This window comes from Dorea formicigenerans (assembly GCF_025150245.1).
Classification (GTDB): domain Bacteria; phylum Bacillota; class Clostridia; order Lachnospirales; family Lachnospiraceae; genus Dorea; species Dorea formicigenerans.
Genome location: NZ_CP102279.1, coordinates 1607144 through 1624661 on the forward strand (window position 1 = coordinate 1607144; position 17518 = coordinate 1624661).

General features: G+C 42.1%; 14 protein-coding genes. 1 reads left to right on the top strand and 13 read right to left on the bottom strand.

Features of this window, described 5'->3' with window-relative positions; genetic code table 11:
* Positions 1 to 24 precede the first annotated feature (24 nt).
* From NQ560_RS07935 to NQ560_RS07965, 7 genes are all read right to left on the bottom strand, one after another.
* Positions 25 to 1305, bottom strand: coding sequence for an O-acetylhomoserine aminocarboxypropyltransferase/cysteine synthase family protein (locus NQ560_RS07935; protein WP_005332630.1), 1281 nt, complete (start codon positions 1303 to 1305; stop codon positions 25 to 27).
* A 22-nt stretch (positions 1306 to 1327) separates the two neighbouring features.
* Complete coding sequence (locus NQ560_RS07940) at positions 1328 to 2059, bottom strand: YebC/PmpR family DNA-binding transcriptional regulator (protein WP_005332628.1); 732 nt, start codon at positions 2057 to 2059, stop codon at positions 1328 to 1330.
* A gap of 44 nt (positions 2060 to 2103) precedes the next feature.
* Positions 2104 to 2841, bottom strand: a complete 738-nt coding sequence (locus NQ560_RS07945) for a hemolysin family protein (protein WP_005332626.1) — start codon at positions 2839 to 2841, stop codon at positions 2104 to 2106.
* 26 nt (positions 2842 to 2867) lie between these two features.
* Positions 2868 to 3215: a type II toxin-antitoxin system PemK/MazF family toxin gene (locus tag NQ560_RS07950; RefSeq protein WP_005336494.1), complete on the bottom strand. Its 348-nt coding sequence runs from the start codon at positions 3213 to 3215 to the stop codon at positions 2868 to 2870.
* Between the two features lie 136 nt (positions 3216 to 3351).
* On the bottom strand, positions 3352 to 4521 hold the full coding sequence (gene alr, locus NQ560_RS07955; RefSeq protein ID WP_005332622.1) for an alanine racemase: 1170 nt from the start codon (positions 4519 to 4521) through the stop codon (positions 3352 to 3354).
* A 3-nt stretch (positions 4522 to 4524) separates the two neighbouring features.
* Positions 4525 to 6039, bottom strand: a complete 1515-nt coding sequence (locus NQ560_RS07960; RefSeq protein ID WP_005332621.1) for a bifunctional ADP-dependent NAD(P)H-hydrate dehydratase/NAD(P)H-hydrate epimerase — start codon at positions 6037 to 6039, stop codon at positions 4525 to 4527.
* Between the two features lie 80 nt (positions 6040 to 6119).
* Positions 6120 to 6761 (bottom strand): redox-sensing transcriptional repressor Rex, encoded by a 642-nt coding sequence (locus NQ560_RS07965; RefSeq protein ID WP_005332619.1) that lies wholly within the window; start codon positions 6759 to 6761, stop codon positions 6120 to 6122.
* Between the two features lie 203 nt (positions 6762 to 6964).
* Here NQ560_RS07965 and NQ560_RS07970 point away from each other — a divergent pair, with 203 nt between their 5' ends.
* Positions 6965 to 8890: an ABC-F family ATP-binding cassette domain-containing protein gene (locus tag NQ560_RS07970; RefSeq protein WP_005332618.1), complete on the top strand. Its 1926-nt coding sequence runs from the start codon at positions 6965 to 6967 to the stop codon at positions 8888 to 8890.
* A 14-nt stretch (positions 8891 to 8904) separates the two neighbouring features.
* Here NQ560_RS07970 and NQ560_RS07975 read toward each other — a convergent pair whose 3' ends face one another.
* The 6 genes from NQ560_RS07975 to smc all read right to left on the bottom strand — a co-directional run bounded on the left by NQ560_RS07975 (position 8905) and on the right by smc (position 17513).
* Positions 8905 to 9408, bottom strand: coding sequence for an NUDIX hydrolase (locus NQ560_RS07975; protein ID WP_005332616.1), 504 nt, complete (start codon positions 9406 to 9408; stop codon positions 8905 to 8907).
* 15 nt (positions 9409 to 9423) lie between these two features.
* A complete protein-coding gene (locus NQ560_RS07980) occupies positions 9424 to 10623 on the bottom strand; it encodes an NADP-dependent isocitrate dehydrogenase (RefSeq protein WP_005332614.1) in 1200 nt (399 codons plus the stop codon).
* A gap of 59 nt (positions 10624 to 10682) precedes the next feature.
* On the bottom strand, positions 10683 to 11339 hold the full coding sequence (locus tag NQ560_RS07985; RefSeq protein ID WP_005332613.1) for a GntR family transcriptional regulator: 657 nt from the start codon (positions 11337 to 11339) through the stop codon (positions 10683 to 10685).
* A 336-nt stretch (positions 11340 to 11675) separates the two neighbouring features.
* Positions 11676 to 12890 (bottom strand): threonine ammonia-lyase, encoded by a 1215-nt coding sequence (gene ilvA, locus NQ560_RS07990; RefSeq protein WP_005332608.1) that lies wholly within the window; start codon positions 12888 to 12890, stop codon positions 11676 to 11678.
* Entirely contained in the window at positions 12884 to 13831 is a 948-nt protein-coding gene (gene ftsY, locus NQ560_RS07995; protein ID WP_040015440.1) for a signal recognition particle-docking protein FtsY, read from the bottom strand. Before ftsY ends, ilvA begins: the two co-directional genes overlap by 7 nt.
* Positions 13832 to 13952: 121 nt before the next feature.
* Positions 13953 to 17513, bottom strand: coding sequence for a chromosome segregation protein SMC (smc, locus tag NQ560_RS08000; protein ID WP_005332606.1), 3561 nt, complete (start codon positions 17511 to 17513; stop codon positions 13953 to 13955).
* Positions 17514 to 17518: the final 5 nt, after the last annotated feature.

Genomic DNA, 17518 nt, shown 5'->3' on the forward strand with positions numbered 1-17518 from the left:
TAGTATGGAGGTATTTAAATACTTTTATACCTGTTCAAGTGCCTGACTTAAATCAGCAATAATATCATCAATATTTTCAATTCCAACACTGAAACGGATCAGATCCGGCTGTACTCCAGCTTCTTTTAACTCCTGATCATTCATCTGACGGTGTGTGTGACTTGCCGGATGGAGAACACAGCTTCTTGCATCTGCAACATGAGTCACGATTGCAATCATCTTCAGGCTGTCCATCATGCGGACTGCTTCCTCTCTTCCACCCTTCAGACCAAAAGTAATGACTCCACAAGTTCCGTTTGGCATATATTTCTTAGCAAGTGCATAATGTTTATCACCTTCTAGCATCGGACAACTTACCCACGCTACTTTTTCATGTGCCTGCAGATATTTTGCAGCTGCCAGAGCATTTTCACAATGACGCTCCACACGTAATGGAAGCGTTTCAAGCCCAAGATTCAGAATAAATGAATTCTGAGGTGATGGAATAGAACCTAAATCTCTCATTAACTGAGAAGTCGCCTTTGTAATATACGCAGCTTTTCCAAATTTCTCTGTGTATACGATTCCGTGATATGTCTCATCCGGAGTTGTAAGTCCCGGAAATTTATCTGCATGGGCAGCCCAGTCAAAGTTACCACTGTCAACGATAGCTCCTCCGACACATGTGGCATGTCCATCCATGTATTTTGTAGTAGAATGTGTTACGATATCTGCACCCCACTCGAACGGACGGCAGTTGACCGGTGTTGCAAATGTATTATCCACAATAAACGGTACGCCATGTGCATGAGCAGCCGCTGCAAATTTCTCGAGATCTAATACTACAAGAGCCGGATTGGCAATGGTTTCACCAAATACAGCTTTTGTATTCTCTTTGAATGCGGCATTTAACTCTTCTGTCGTACATTCCGGATCAACAAATGTTGCATCAATGCCCATCTTTTTGATTGTATGGGCATACAAGTTATAGGTACCGCCATATACTGCAGAAGCACATACAATATGATCTCCTTCTTCACAGATATTCATGATGGCATAGAAGTTCGCTGCCTGACCAGAAGATGTCAGCATTGCTGCAACTCCGCCTTCCAAATCGCAGATTTTTGCTGCCACTGCATCATTGGTTGGATTCTGCAGTCTTGTATAAAAATATCCGGATTCCTCCAATGCGAACAGACGACCCATCTGATCACTGCTATTGTATTTAAATGTTGTACTCTGATAAATCGGAAGTACACGCGGCTCTCCATTGCCCGGCTCATAACCGGACTGGATGCATTTTGTTTCAATCTTGTAATTACTCATAAGCTTATCCCCTTTTTATGTTTTACTCGTCCCAGTTATGATAAACATCCTGAACATCATCATCATCATCAAGCATATCCAGAGTCTTCTGAATATTTGCGATGTCTTTCTCATCTGTCAGTTCGACATATGTCTGAGGAATCATTGTAACCTCTGCACCTGCCATTGGAATTCCAGCTTCTTCAAGAGCCTGACGTACAGCACTGAAATCTTCCGGTGTTGTAAAGATCTCAAAGCTGTCTTCTTCCTCTGAGAAGTCCTCTGCTCCGGCATCAAGCGCGGTCATCATGAGTTCATCAGAATCCCCGTCGAACTCTTCCTTATCTACAATGATCTGACCTTTTTTATCAAACATAAAGGATACACATCCAGGTGTTCCTACATTTCCCTTACCTTTTGTAAATGCATTCTTTACATTCGTAGCTGTACGGTTTCTGTTATCTGTCAGAGCCTCTACGATGATAGCAGTTCCGTTCGGACCATATCCTTCATATGTAATGTGCTCGTAGTTTGCTGCATTGGCATCCCCTTCGGCTTTTTTGATATTTCTGTCGATGGTATCATTCGGCATATTGTTAGCTTTTGCTTTTGCAATAACATCACGCAGACGGCTGTTGTTAGCCGGATCAGCGCTTCCACCTTCTTTTACGGCAACTGCAAGTTCTTTTCCGATTTTCGTAAAGATCTTACCCTTTGCTGCATCATTTTTCTCTTTCTTATGTTTAATATTGGCAAATTTTGAATGTCCTGACATTTCTATTCCTCTTTTCTATCTGTTTTCACACGTTCTTTATTCTATCACGCCATCGGAAGTTTTTCAATCTTTACTCTTTGAATTGTGTTATCATTCACTTCCAGAACGGTAAATCGGTAGTTCTTATATACTACAATGCACTCTTCGCCTTCATTCGGGATACGTTCCAGCTTGTCGATCATAAAGCCATTGAGTGTTCCATACTCTTCCGTGTCAAATGTAACATGCAAAAGGTCTCCCAGTTTTTCCAGCTCCAGCATACCGCTCGCGATATAGGAACTGGCAGAAAGTACAATGATCAATTCTTCTTCCACGTCATGCTCGTCCATAATATTTCCGACAATTTCTTCCAGTATATCTTCCAGTGTCACAAGACCGGAAGTCTGCCCATATTCATCCATAACAATTACGATATGGTTTTTCTTTGCCTGCATCTCCTTAAAAAGGCGATCAATATTCTTAGACTCCGGTATAAAATCTACAGGTCTTATGTAAGAATGTAATTCTTTGACCGGAACATTTCTGTAATTGTTTTTCAAATAGCATGTCATGGCCTCACGCAAATGCATAAAACCGATGATCTCATCAATACTTCCTCTGTAAATCGGAAATCTTGAATAATTCGTCTCCAGCATAAAATGCAGTGCATCTTCCAGAGATTCCTCCTCATCTATCGCCACAATATTCTTCCTGTGAGTCATGATATCCCGGGCGTTCTTATCCATGTATCGGAACACATTACGGATCAGCTTATCCGCGGTTCCCTGTCTGGCCTCGTCCATAATTCTACTTTCTTTCACTCCTTTGATTATGTATGAAGCTCAAAACTGACTTTGATTGCTTCATCTACTTTGTACATCATTTCTTTATCCAGGTGACAAACCATGTCCTTTAAGCGCTGTTTGTCTATGGTTCGGATCTGTTCTAATAATACCACAGAATTCTTTACAATCTGATATTTTCTTGCATCTATCTCTACATGAGTTGGCAGCTTCGCCTTATTCATACGGGAAGTAATCGCCGCACATATGACAGTCGGGCTGTGACGGTTTCCTACGTCATTCTGAATGATCAGCACCGGACGAATCCCTCCCTGTTCTGAGCCGACCACCGGACTCAAATCTGCATAATAGATATCACCACGTCTTACCTGCACAATGTCCACACTCCGATTTTACTATGATACTACAAGTATTTCCAGCTTTTTCGGAAGTATTCTTATATTTTCATGCAAGAATAAAGCAAAATCCATTCACAGGCATCCCAGTCTGGGCTTTTACCCTTTCTTACTATTACACATCAAAATAATCGACCTGTTCTATGACCTGCCCATTCTGAATGTATTCTCTTGGAATTCTCTTTCCGAGATCACAGACAAATTCATAGTTAAATCTTCCAGACAAATCACTTAAAGTCTCCACCGGGAGAAATTCATCACCATCTTTACCGACCAGTGTTACTTTATCACCAAATTTTACATCTGGAATATCTGTCACATCGACCATAAACTGGTCCATACAAACTCTTCCGCGGATTGGTGCTTTTTTGCCATGGATCAGTACATAACCTTTGTTAGAAAGACTTCTGGGATATCCATCTCCGTAGCCGACCGGAATGGTCGCAAGAGAAGTCTCTTTTTCTGTCACATAGGTTCCGCCATAGCTGACCGGAGTTCCTTCCGGAACTGTCTTTACATAAGAGACATGACTGATCAGTTCCATGGCCGGTCTTAACGGAACATTCTTTTTTTCTACCTCCTCGGAAGGATACAATCCATAAATGGATATTCCGGCACGTACCAGATCCATGTTCGCTTTCTTAATATCAATGATACCGGCACTATTTGAGCAGTGGTAAATCGGAAATGTGACACCTCGCTTTTTAAGTTCATCACGCATATAGTTGTATTTTCCAATCTGAACATCTGTATATGCCTTGTCTGTTTCATCTGCTTTTGCAAAATGTGTGAACATTCCTTCTAATTTAAGTCCCGGCATTTTTGAAATTTCTTCAATTGCATCTACACTGTCTTCATGAATCTGGAAACCAAGTCTTGACATTCCGGTATCCAGCTTAATATGAATATATGCATCTTTTCCCATTTTGACCGCAAGATTCGAAACTCCTTTCGCCATTTCTACTGTGTAAGTGGTCATCCGGACTTCATTTTCAATCATTGCTTCCCACTGATCCGGGAAAATGCATCCAAGCACAAGAATTGGTTTTTTTATTTCATTTTTTCTCAAGACGACAGCTTCGTCCAGTGTTGCAACCGCGTAGCCCCAGATATAGTCTACCGGTTCCAGTAACCGGGCAATCTGGACTGCACCATGTCCGTATCCATCTGTTTTGATAACTGCGATCATCTGTACTCCATCTTTGATATTTGCTTTCATCATCTGGAAATTATAAAAAATTGCATCCAGATCCACTCGTTCACATACTCTGCTGTATTGTTTCATAATCTAGTTTTCCTCCTGTATCGTCATGGCTGTTCCTGCCTTTTGTGCAAGTTCCCTTGCGAGAAGACTGTATGCGCCTTGTTCCTTCTCTATAATCTCACCAGCTCTTCCGTGAATATAAACACCGAGAAGCGCTGCTTCCCATTCAGAAAGTCCCTGTGCGAGATACGATGCGATAATGCCTGCCAGCACATCCCCGGATCCGGCTTTTGCCATAGCCGCACAGCCGGATAGATTTACCGCTACCCGCTCTCTCGGCTTTGCAATGGTTGTTCTGGAATCCTTCAGTACACAGGTAACGTCATATTCTTTAACAAATGTACGAAGTGCTGCAATACGATCTTTTTTTACTTCAGCAATCTTCAAACCGCTGATCCGTTCAAATTCTTTCATGTGCGGTGTAAAGATAAAATGTTCACAATCTGCACCACACAGATAATCCATATGTTCAGACAAAATATTGAGTCCGTCTGCATCTATGACACAAGGTTTCTTTGTATATGCAATGGTTTCTTTTAAAATCTTCCTTGCAGTCTTCTTTGTTCCAAGTCCGGAACCTATAGCTACGACATCTGCCCAGTCGATCAAGCGATGTAGTTCATTGACATCATATTTTTCATAAGTTGTAATAATCGCTTCCGGGATCTGGCTCTGTAAGATCACGAGATTCTCTTTAGCAGTATAGATCTGCACCAGCCCGGTACCTGTCCTGTAAGCTGCAAGTGCGCCAAGATATGCAGCACCTGACATACCTTTGCTTCCGGTGATCATAAGAAGCTTTCCGTAAGTTCCTTTATTGGAGTCCGCATTTCGTTTCGGAAGAAGTGCTGCATAATCACTGCCCTCCAGTGTACAAACTGTTTCCTCATCTCTTTCCAGTGGAAGTGATACAATTCCGATATCCTCGGATACACAGATTCCTGCATAACTTCTTCCCGGATCAAGTACAAGACCAACTTTCGTCTCCTGAATTGTCACAGTATAGTCTGCACGCACTGCAGTTCCTAATACATTTCCTGTAGTTGCGCAAATTCCGGAAGGAATATCCACGGACATACGGACTGCATCAGACTGATTCACACACTCTATAATCTGTGCATATCTGCCTCCAACCTCCCGGCAAAGTCCAACTCCAAAAATTGCATCGATAATTAAAGTATACGGTTCACTTTCAAATGCTTCTTGCTCAAACTGCTCCTTAAACTGTGCCCCTGTATTTTTCAACTGTTCTATCTGATGGGCAGTCTCTGGTGTGCAGTGATTTCTGTTTCCGACCAGAACTGCTGTTACGTCACACCCTTCCCATGCAAACATTCTGGCAATCGCAAAGCCGTCCCCGCCATTATTTCCAGAACCACAGAGGACACATATTTTATTTAAATTAATTTTCCAGTCTTTAATGTGATCTACACATGCTCTGGCAGCCCGTTCCATAAGTTCCAGGGATGGGATTTTAAGTTCATTTATCGTAAATGAATCTGCCGTTTTCATCTGTTTAGCATCTGGCAAATATCTCATAGTTTTGATTCCTCCTGATAGAAAGAAACGTGCAAAGCCAGGATGCTATCTGAACAAACCTGTCTTTACACGTTATCTCCTTAATTATGTTCTTCCTTGTAGCGGCATATATTATATGACAGCCTCATCAGACTCTCGGATAAATGTACATTCTCAACAATCACACTTTCCGGGAGATTCAGATCTGTATGTGCAAAATTCCATATTCCGTGAACATTGTGTTCTGCCAGAAATTTTGCAACTTTGATTGACTCATCCTTTGGAATCGTCAATGCTGCAATATCGATACTGTTCTCATCTACAAATTTCGGAAGCTCGTCCATCATCTGAATTGGAACACCACGAACTTCCTGCCCGTCAAGCTCCGGATTGATATCAAACAATCCTTTTAAGATAAATCCACGCTTTTCAAATGACGCATAGTTCGCAAGTGCACGCCCCAAATTACCAGCACCAATAATAATAATATTATGATCCTGTTCCAATCCAAGAATTTTTCCGATTTCTGAGTACAGATATTTTACATTATAGCCATATCCCTGTTGTCCGAATCCGCCAAAATTGTTAAGATCCTGACGAATCTGGGAAGCTGTGACTTTCATTCTTTTACTAAGCTCATTGGAAGAGATTCGTTCTACTCCCTGCTCGATTAGCTCCCCAAGGTATCTATAATATCTGGGTAATCTACGGATAACTGCCTGTGAAATTCCCCTGTTTTGCATGATCCGTACCTCCTTCCTTCAAAAATTTCTACTCATTATTATAGGCAATCGTTAGTATAATGTCAAACTTTTTAGTTGTTTTTTGTAGTATTTTCGTTATAATAGTATAAGATGATGCCAAAATTATGCGGTCGCAGCGCCGGACGCAGCCCTGCGGCATCTTTATTTCTCAAAATCACAGGATTTTTATCAAGGAGGATAGGATGATACTTGCATGTCACAATATCGAAAAAGCCTTTGGAGAAGAAGTAATTGTCTCCGGCGGCTCCTTTCATATAGAAGACCACGAAAAAGCAGCTCTCGTAGGACCGAACGGTGCCGGAAAGACAACACTTCTTAAGATGATCGTTGGTGAGATACAGGCGGACGGCGGCAATGTTGTTCTGACACGCGGCAAGACGATGGGATATCTGGCACAGCATCAGGATATGAATAATGACCATACGATCTATCAAGAGGTGCGCACAGCAAAAGCCGATATTCTCGACATGGAGCGGCAGATTCGTGAGATCGAACAGGAAATGAAGCATTTAAGCGGAGAACGTCTGGAAGAACGTATGAATACATACCAGCGGCTTACAGCAGCATTCGAACGTGAAAATGGATACGCCTGCGAAAGTGAGATCACTGGTGTTTTAAAAGGACTTGGATTTACAGAAGAAGAATTCGCAAAACCGGTCGCGACTTTATCCGGAGGTCAGAAAACCCGTGTCTCTCTCGGAAAACTGCTCCTCACAAAGCCGGATATTCTGCTTTTGGACGAGCCAACCAACCATTTGGATTTAAATTCCATCTCATGGCTGGAAACTTATCTTCTGAATTATCCCGGTGCAGTACTGATTGTCTCTCATGACCGGTATTTTCTGAACCGGGTTGTAACAAAAGTCGTCGAGATCGAACTGGGCAAGCTTACCACTTTCATGGGCAATTATACAGATTACGCCAAGAAAAAGGAAATGCTCCGTGAAGCCAGAATGAAAGAATATCTGAACCAGCAGCAGGAAATTAAGCATCAGGAAGCGGTCATTGAAAAGCTCCGCTCCTTCAACCGTGAAAAATCCATCAAGCGTGCAGAAAGCCGTGAAAAGATGCTGGATAAGATGACCCCGGTTGAAAAACCGATGGAACTGCATACAGATATGCACTTAACACTGGAACCTTCCTGTGTCAGCGGTAATGATGTCTTAATTGTCGAGCATTTAAGCAAGGCATTTCCACCACAGATTTTATTTGAAAATGTCAGCTTCGAAATCAAGCGAGGGGAACATGTCGCGATCATTGGAGACAATGGAACCGGAAAAACAACAATCCTTAAGATTTTAAATCAGGTACTTAAAGCTGATTCTGGAAGTTTCCGTCTCGGTTCTAATGTAAAGATTGGTTATTACGATCAGGAACATCACGTTCTGCATATGGAAAAAACTATTTTCCAGGAGATTTCCGATGACTATCCTAATCTTAATAACACGCAGATCCGTAAAGTGCTGGCAGCATTTTTATTTACCGGAGATGATGTATTTAAACTTATTAGTGACTTAAGCGGTGGCGAACGTGGACGCGTGTCCCTTGCAAAGCTGATGCTTTCTGAAGCGAACTTCCTGATTCTCGATGAGCCGACCAACCATCTGGATATTACATCAAAAGAGATTCTGGAACATGCACTGAATAATTACACAGGAACGGTTCTTTATGTTTCACACGACCGTTACTTTATCAATCAGACTGCAACACGTATCATGGATCTTGTTAATCATACGTTTGTAAATTATATTGGAAATTATGATTATTATCTTGAGAAAAAAGAAGAACTGACAGCCGCATATTCCAATACGTCTCGCTTAGAAAATAATTCCTCTTCTGCAGCTGCTGACTTGGCCTCCGATTCAAAGTTAAGCTGGCAGGAACAAAAAGAAGCTCAGGCAAAAGAACGGAAACGCGCTAATGAATTCAAAAAGACAGAAGAACGGATTGGTGTTCTGGAAGATAGAAGTGCTGAAATTGATACTCTAATGTCGCAGGAGGAAGTTTATACGAATTCAGTAAAATGTCAGGAACTTGCAAAAGAACATGCAGAAATTGACGCTGAACTTGAAACTTTATATGAAAAATGGGAAGAGCTGGCCGAATAAGCCAGCTCATTTTTCTACTCTTCAAAAACACGTTTGATACTATCATAATGCAGGAAGATTCCTTCGTCAGCCAGAGCCTTGATCTCATCAGCTGTTGCAATCTTATATCCTGCAGTCTCTTCTGTCTGAAGATGCAGGTCTTCTTCTTTAAAATCCTTCTCAAAACGATAGACATCTACAAAATAATTGTCGCCTTCTCCAGGATTTTCTCTGTGATAGGTAAACATATAACCGCCCACACAGCCATTTACATCCAATCCTGTTTCTTCCAGTACCTCACGACGTACCGCTTCCTCGGAGCTTTCACCTGCCTGTGCAGCGCCTCCGGAAACTTCCCACCAGCCTGGTGCCCATGCCTTTGTCAGAACGCGGCGGGTAATCAGATATTTCCCATCTGGACGGCGGATCACACCTAACACTGTCAAGTGATACTCATCCTCTTTCAGGCACCAGTCATTGCGCTTCATTTTTCGCCCGGTCAGCTGTTTGTTTTTATCATAAATATCCCAGTATTCCATGCATTTCAACTCTTTCTATACTAACTTTTCAGCAATCGCTTTAATAAAGTCTTCACTGTTTAACACTGTTGGATTCGGAAGTGTTGTGATAAGAGCCAGATCTTTTGTCATCTTTCCTTCCTCAATTGTATCAATCGTTGCCTTCTCTAATTTATCTGCAAAATCCATCAGCTCCTGATTTTGATCCAGTTCACCACGTTTACGAAGAGCTCCGCTCCATGCAAAGATTGTTGCAACAGAGTTAGTAGAAGTTTCTTCGCCTTTCAAATGCTTGTAATAATGACGCTGTACTGTACCGTGAGCAGCTTCATACTCGTAATATCCTTCTGGTGATACAAGCACGGATGTCATCATGGCAAGAGAACCAAATGCAGAAGAAATCATATCGCTCATAACATCTCCATCATAGTTCTTGCATGCCCAGATGTAGCCTCCTTCAGATTTCATAACACGCGCTACAGCATCGTCGATCAATGTGTAGAAATATTCGATACCGGCTTCATCGAATTTTTCTTTATATTCTGAATCAAAGATTTCCTGGAAAATGTCTTTGAATGTGTGGTCATATTTCTTAGAAATTGTATCTTTTGTTGCGAACCAGAGATCCTGCTTTGTGTCTAATGCGTAATTGAAGCAGCTTCTGGCAAAGCTCTCGATAGAACCACAGAGGTTATGAATTCCCTGAGCAACCCCTGGTCCGTCATATTTGTGGACAAGTTCTTTGATCTGTGTTCCATCATCTCCTGTATACACAAGCTCTACCTTTCCAGGTCCAGGAACTTTGATTTCTGTATTTTTATATACATCACCATAAGCATGTCTTGCAATGGTAATTGGCTTTTTCCAATTTTTAACGCATGGCTCGATTCCTTTTACAACGATCGGTGCACGGAATACCGTTCCATCTAAAATTGCACGGATGGTACCATTCGGGCTTTTCCACATTTCCTTCAGATTATACTCTGGCATACGCGCAGCATTCGGTGTAATTGTTGCACATTTTACTGCTACTTTGTACTTCTTTGTTGCTTCTGCGGAATCAAATGTAACCTGATCATTCGTCTCATTACGATGTTCAAGTCCAAGATCATAGTAATCTGTATTTAACTCAATAAATGGATTCAGAAGATGTTCTTTGATCATCTTCCAGAGAATTCTTGTCATCTCATCTCCATCCATCTCTACAATTGGTGTTGTCATTTTAATTTTCGCCATGTCTTTGTCCTCCTGCCACTATATAAACTTTACTTATATGATTCTTACAATTTGAAACATTAATCTTCAATTTCGATATGAAGATTTTCCATTACATGCATGATGTGCAGATTTGCAAGTCTTTCCGCTTCATCAGCATCCCCTTTTTTGATTGCTTCCAAAATTGCCTTGTGCTCCTCGATGGACTTCTCAGCCCGGTTTTTTGCGCCTACAGACAACATACGTGCCATCTTTACATATTTATGAAAGTCCGATAACGTATGTTCCATAATCCGGCTGTTGGATGCTTCATATAGAACATGATGGAATTTACCGTCAAGATCTGACACCTGAACAACTTTGTCCTTATCCTTTTTCAAATGAAACTCAGATAAAAGAACAATTTCTTCCAGCTGCTCAATCTGTTCTGGAGTGATATGCTCTGTCGCCCATCTGGCGCACATACCTTCCAATATAGAACGAATCATGTAAATATCCTGAACGTCTTTCGGCGTAATACCTGTTACATAGGCTCCTTTATTAGGAATAATCTTTACAAGTCCTTCCAGTTCCAGTTGCCTAAGTGCCTCACGGACCGGAGTCCTGCTGACTCCCATCTCCTCACCGATTGTAATCTCCCTAAGTTCATCACAATCCTTATAGACACCGGATAAAATATCCTCCCTCAATTTTTCAAATACCCTTCCTCTAAGAGAACGGTCCTGATACTCTTCCATAATTTTAACCTTCTTCGTGACCTCCTGGAATCTTTCTGATACTAAAAAGTCACCTTTCTTTTTATATAATGCACTTCGTGTATAATTGTATACAATCCAATCTCATATGTCAAGAGACAAAACAAAAATCCTTCAAAAATCCCATAGCAAAAAGAGAAAACCCGAAACTTTTTTTGAATCTTGCTCTTTCTGGTTTTCTCTTCTATGATATTTTTATTCAAGAATGCCGAGGCATTCTTGCTGCAAGGTGCGCGTCATGCAATTGCATGACATACTTCTACTGCGCACCTCTGCAATCCTGCCGGAGGCTATATCAGCTGGGGGATTGACTCCCAGCTAATATAATTTTGCACCGATCTCTCTTGGCCGGAATCCTTTTTCTTCCAGAGCTTTCATAATCTGGTTCTTATGCTCTGTACCGTAAGCTTCCATTGTAATACGAAGCTCCACAGCAGCATTACGGTTGGTGCTAACGAACTGGTTATGTTCCAGTTTAATAACATTTCCCTGGGCATCAGCAATCGTCTGAGCAACAAGCGCAAGCTGTCCCGGTTTATCCGGAAGTAATACAGATGCCGAAAAGATACGGTCTCTCTGAATCAGTCCATGCTGTACAATGGAAGACATTGTGATAACATCCATGTTGCCTCCACTTAAAATTGCAACCGCCTTCTTTCCTTTCAAATCTAACTGCTTGAGTGCTGCAACTGTCAGCAGTCCGGAATTCTCAACAATCATTTTATGATTTTCGACCATATCGAGGAAAGCTCCGACAAGCTCATCATCTTCTACAGTCAGCATCTGGTCGATGTTCTTCTTTGCATACTCGAAAATGCGGTCTCCGACACGTTTTACTGCAGTACCGTCTGCTATGGTATTTGCACTGTCCAATGTAACCGGCTCGCCAGAAGCAAGTGCCATTGTCATACTTGGCGCAGCAGCAGGCTCAACACCAATCACTTTAATCTTTGGATTCAACATTTTTGCAAGTGTAGATACACCTGTAATCAATCCGCCGCCACCAACTGGCGCAAGAATATAATCGACGGTCGGAAGCTCCTGCACAATTTCCATTGCAATACTTCCCTGACCTGCTACGATGTCCAGATCATCAAACGGATGCACAAATGTACTTCCGCGCTCCTGGGCCAGTTTTTCGGCATACGCACAGGAATCATCATAGACATCTCCGTAAAGAATCACCTCTGCGCCGTAGCTTTTTGTACGATTTACTTTGATCAATGGTGTTACTGTCGGCATAACGATTGTAGCCTTACATCCGAATTTCTGTGCTGCGTATGCAACACCCTGTGCATGGTTTCCGGCTGATGCAGCCACCAGTCCTTTTGCTCTTGCCTCTTCAGACATTGTGCTGATCTTATAATATGCGCCACGCACTTTATAAGCTCCTGTATACTGCATATTTTCCGGCTTCAGATAAACCTTACCACCCGTCTGCTGGCTTAAGTTTTCACTGTATACCAGTTTCGTCGGAAGAGTTACGTTTTTTACAATTTCGCTTGCCTCTTCAAATTTTTCTAATGTTAACATACTTCATGCTCTCCTTTTACATCAAACAATGCATTTACAAATGTATCAGAATTAAATTTCTGCAAATCGTCAATCGTCTCGCCGACACCGATATATTTTACCGGAATACCAAGTTCCGCCTGGATTGCAACTGCAATACCACCTTTTGCAGTTCCATCCATTTTTGTCAGGATAACACCTGTAATATCAGCCACTTCATTAAATTCCTTTGCCTGAGCAAGTGCATTCTGACCTGTTGTGGCATCTAGCACTACCAGTGTCTCACGATATGCGTCCGGAAATTCACGGTCAATGATTTTATTCATTTTACGAAGCTCTTCCATCAGGTTCTTCTTATTGTGAAGCCGTCCGGCAGTATCAATCAAAAGTACATCGGCATGTCTTGCCTTGGCAGCTGCAACTGCGTCATAGACTACGGCTGCAGGATCAGAACCTTCCTGGCCTCCGATCAATTCTGCTTGTGCACGGTTCGCCCACTCTTTCAACTGCTCTCCCGCTGCAGCACGAAATGTATCTGCGGCAGCCAGCACAACTTTTTTATTCTGACTGCGGAGTTTTCCAGCTAATTTACCAATCGTAGTTGTCTTTCCGACACCATTCACTCCAATGACCATGACCACCGAAGTTCTCTCTTCAAATTCATAAGCAGCTTCTCCGACGTCCATCTGCTCTTTGATGCTGTCAATCAGGATTTGTCTGCATTCAACAGGTTCTTTGATATGCTGGGTTTTTACCTTTTCTCTTAATTTGTCCAGAATATCATAAGTTGCCTGAACTCCGAGATCGCCCATGATGAGGACTTCCTCCAGTTCTTCATAAAAGTCCTCATCAATATGTGTAAATCCGTTAAAAATACTGTCCATGCCGGACACAATATTATCTCTTGTCTTTGTGAGACCATCGACAAGTCGTCTGAAAAAACCTTTCTTTTCTTCTGCCATACTTTTACTCCTTTCAAGGCCGGCCCCCTGCCATTCAAGAATGCCGAGGCATTCTTGCTGCGAGGTGCGCGTCATGCAATTGCATGACATACTTCTACGTTCTATCTTACCTGCACTTTCTCTAATCGTCCAGTTCATCTTCCAGAAGACTGACGGACACAAGTGTCGAAATTCCTTTTTCCTGCATGGTGATTCCGTACAGACGGTCTGCCGCAGTCATTGTACCTCGTCTGTGCGTAATGACAATGAACTGTGTATTCTTTGTAAGCTTATGCAGATACTGTGCAAAACGGTCAACATTGCTATCGTCCAGTGCTGCCTCAATCTCGTCAAGCAGACAGAACGGGGACGGCTTGAGATTCTGAATTGCAAATAATAATGAGATTGCTGTCAGAGCCTTCTCTCCACCAGATAACTGCATCATATTCTGCAGTTTCTTTCCAGGCGGCTGAGCAATAATACGAATTCCTGCTTCCAGAACATCTTCATCGTCCATCAGTTCCAGTGTACCTTTTCCGCCTCCAAACAATTGCTTGAATACATGGTCGAATTCCTGACAAATGTGTGCGAACTGCTCTGTGAACTGCTTTCGCATCGCTTCGTCCAATTCTGCGATAACTTTTTCCAGTGTTGCTTCTGCTTCCACGAGATCATCATGCTGCGTCTTTAAGAACTCATATCGCTCCGATACATTTTTATAGTCCTCAATGGCATTGACATTAACATTTCCCAAAGCGCGTATTTCTCCTTTTAATTCCTGAATACGCTTTTTCATCTTCGCAACATCCGTTAAATTTTCATTCCTAAGTTCCATCGCACGATTATAAGTGAGTTCATACTCTTCCCACATATAATTGATCTGCTTCTCGGCAGCTTCTTCATAACTGTTTTTCTGACTCTCCAGACGGAAGATTTCTTTATCCAGATCAGAAATCTGCCTGGAGAGGTCTTCACGCTTCTGTAAGAATTCTTTATGGCGCTGGTTCAGATCTTCACGTGTCTTCTTCGCCTTTTCAATCTCATCCTGAATTTCCACAAATAATTCTCCGGAATTCTCAATCGTCTGGCGCAATTCCTGAATCTGAGATTCTTTTTCCTCGATTTCTCTGCTTGTACCGCCTTTACTTGCTTCCAGCCCCTTCAACTCTTCGCGGAATTTTTGCATCTCTTCCTGAATACGTTCTGCATTTTCCATTACGAACAGAACCTTTTGTTCTGTAGCAGCACAGGATAAATGTGCATTTTCCGAAGCCTGCTGCTGTAATATTTCCTGATGTTTCAGATCATCTAACTTTGTCTGCCCTTCTTCAATCTGTTTATTCAGGTCACGTTCTAACTGTTCAGACGTATCCAGCTCCACATTGATGGACTGCTGATTATCCATGATGTCACTGATCTCCTGATCCAGTTGCTGTGTCTCTTTCTGAATTTCCAGCGCAGTCTGATTCGCTGCTTCGATCTTACTCTTTGCCTGATCGGCATTCATCTTCGCTGTATTTTGGCGGACATATGCTTTCTGTAGTAGATCTTTGATCTGTTCGATTTTATCATAGTAACCGGAACGATTGTTTTTCAGCTCCGCGATCTCCTGCTCTGTCTTTGCTACATCAGCACGGAGTTTTTGGACAGCCTGCTCCAGTTCTTCTATCTCACGGCGTCTGCTTAAAAGGTTGCTGGAATTCTTGAATGCTCCACCAGTCATAGAACCGCCCGGATTGATCAGATCACCTTCCAGCGTTACAATTCGAATAGACTGCCTGTATTTTCTTGCAATGGCAAGTCCGTGATCAATATGATCGACAACCAGTGTTCTGCCAAGCAGAGAGCCTGCCAGTTCCAGGTACTTGTCTTCCACCATAACAAGAGTGTCTGCAAGACCGATAACCCCTTCTTCATTCAATGCCTGTGGCTGAGCGATTCCTCCATGGGAACGGATCTGCGTCAGTGGGAGAAATGTTGCACGACCGAATTTATTCTTTTTCAAAAATTCAATCATACGTTTTGCTGTCTGTTCGTTATCTGTAACAATATTCTGGATACTGCCGCCAAGAGCCGTCTCAATGGCTGTCTCATATTTTTTTTCTACTTTAATAATATCTGCAACAACACCTAACAGCCCTTTTTCATGACTGCGGTTATCCATAACACGCTTAATACTGTTACCGTATCCGTCGTAGCGTTCAGTCATATTTCTAAGAGACTCCAGGCGTGAATGCTCTCTGTGGTAAGCACTCTGACTTGCACGGATCTGCTCATTTTTTTCATTTAGAGACTTTTGAAGTTCCTGAATCTGTGATTCATAGTTCTTCTTCTCTTCTGCAAAGGAAATAATCTGATCTGATACTTCTTTTAATTCCGCATAAAATGTCTCATATTGTTCTTTCTGAAGACCGGCTTCACTTTGCGCACCAAAATATCTCTGGTTCAGTCCGGATTTCCGCACCTGGATCTGTTCCATCATAGTATCGAACTTCTGGATCTGAGCTTTTGTGGATGCACGGTTTCCGAGAATTTCCCGAATATCATTCTGGTTCTTTTCAATATCAGAACTAAGACTTGCAATACGGATCTGAAGCTTGTTCAGATTCTCTTTTTCAAGTGTTTCTGCTTTTCGGCCGGAATCTAATTCTGCCTGGAGTCTTGTCTGATCCGAAATCAGAGTACCAAGCTGTTCCTCACGCTCAGAAAGTTCCCGTTCAATGGACTGGGCACGATTCGCGTAATGCTCATCATTCATTCTGGCACTGTGGATCTGCTCCTTCAAAAGAGCAATCTGATTCTCCAACTGTTGTTTTAACATGCTTGTCTCAGTAAGCTTGCGATTATAAGTCTCAATAGACGCGTCCATCGTATCGACTTGTTCTTCAATACTTTCATATTCCTGCTTTGTATCTTCATACAAGCGGTTTGCTTCTCCCATCTGAGCCTTTGTCAGATTATCTTTTGCTTCCACATCCCGGATCTGCTCTTTCAGGCGGTCTGCTTCTAACAGAAACATATTGATATCATAAGTCTTCAGTTCTTCTTTTTTCTTCAGATATTCTCTTGCTTTCTCAGACTGCCGTTCCAATGGGCCGACCTGCTTCTCAAGCTCCGAAAGAATATCATTGACACGGATCAGATTCTGCTGTTCCTCTTCCAGCTTCTTCACAGACATACTCTTACGTCTTTTGAATTTTACAATACCGGCAGCCTCATCAAACAACTCTCGCCGCTCTTCCGGTTTACCACTTAAGATCTTGTCAATCTGTCCCTGTCCGATAATGGAGTATCCTTCTTTACCGATACCTGTATCATAAAATAATTCATTAATATCTTTCAGCCTGCATGCACTGCCATTGATCAGATATTCACTTTCACCAGAACGGTATAACTTTCTTGTTACCGTAACTTCTTCGAAATCAATCGCAAGTTTATGATCTGAATTATCCAATGTGATTGCTACAGACGCATAGCTTAACGGTTTACGGTTCTCTGTACCGGAAAAGATAACATCTTGCATTGTGCCGCCTCGAAGCTGCTTGACACGCTGTTCACCAAGTACCCACCGCACCGCATCGGCTACATTACTCTTACCACTTCCATTTGGTCCGACAATTCCTGTAATACCGTTGTGAAAATCGAATTTTATCTTATTTGCAAAGGACTTAAACCCCTGCACTTCTATGCTTTTTAAATACATACAAC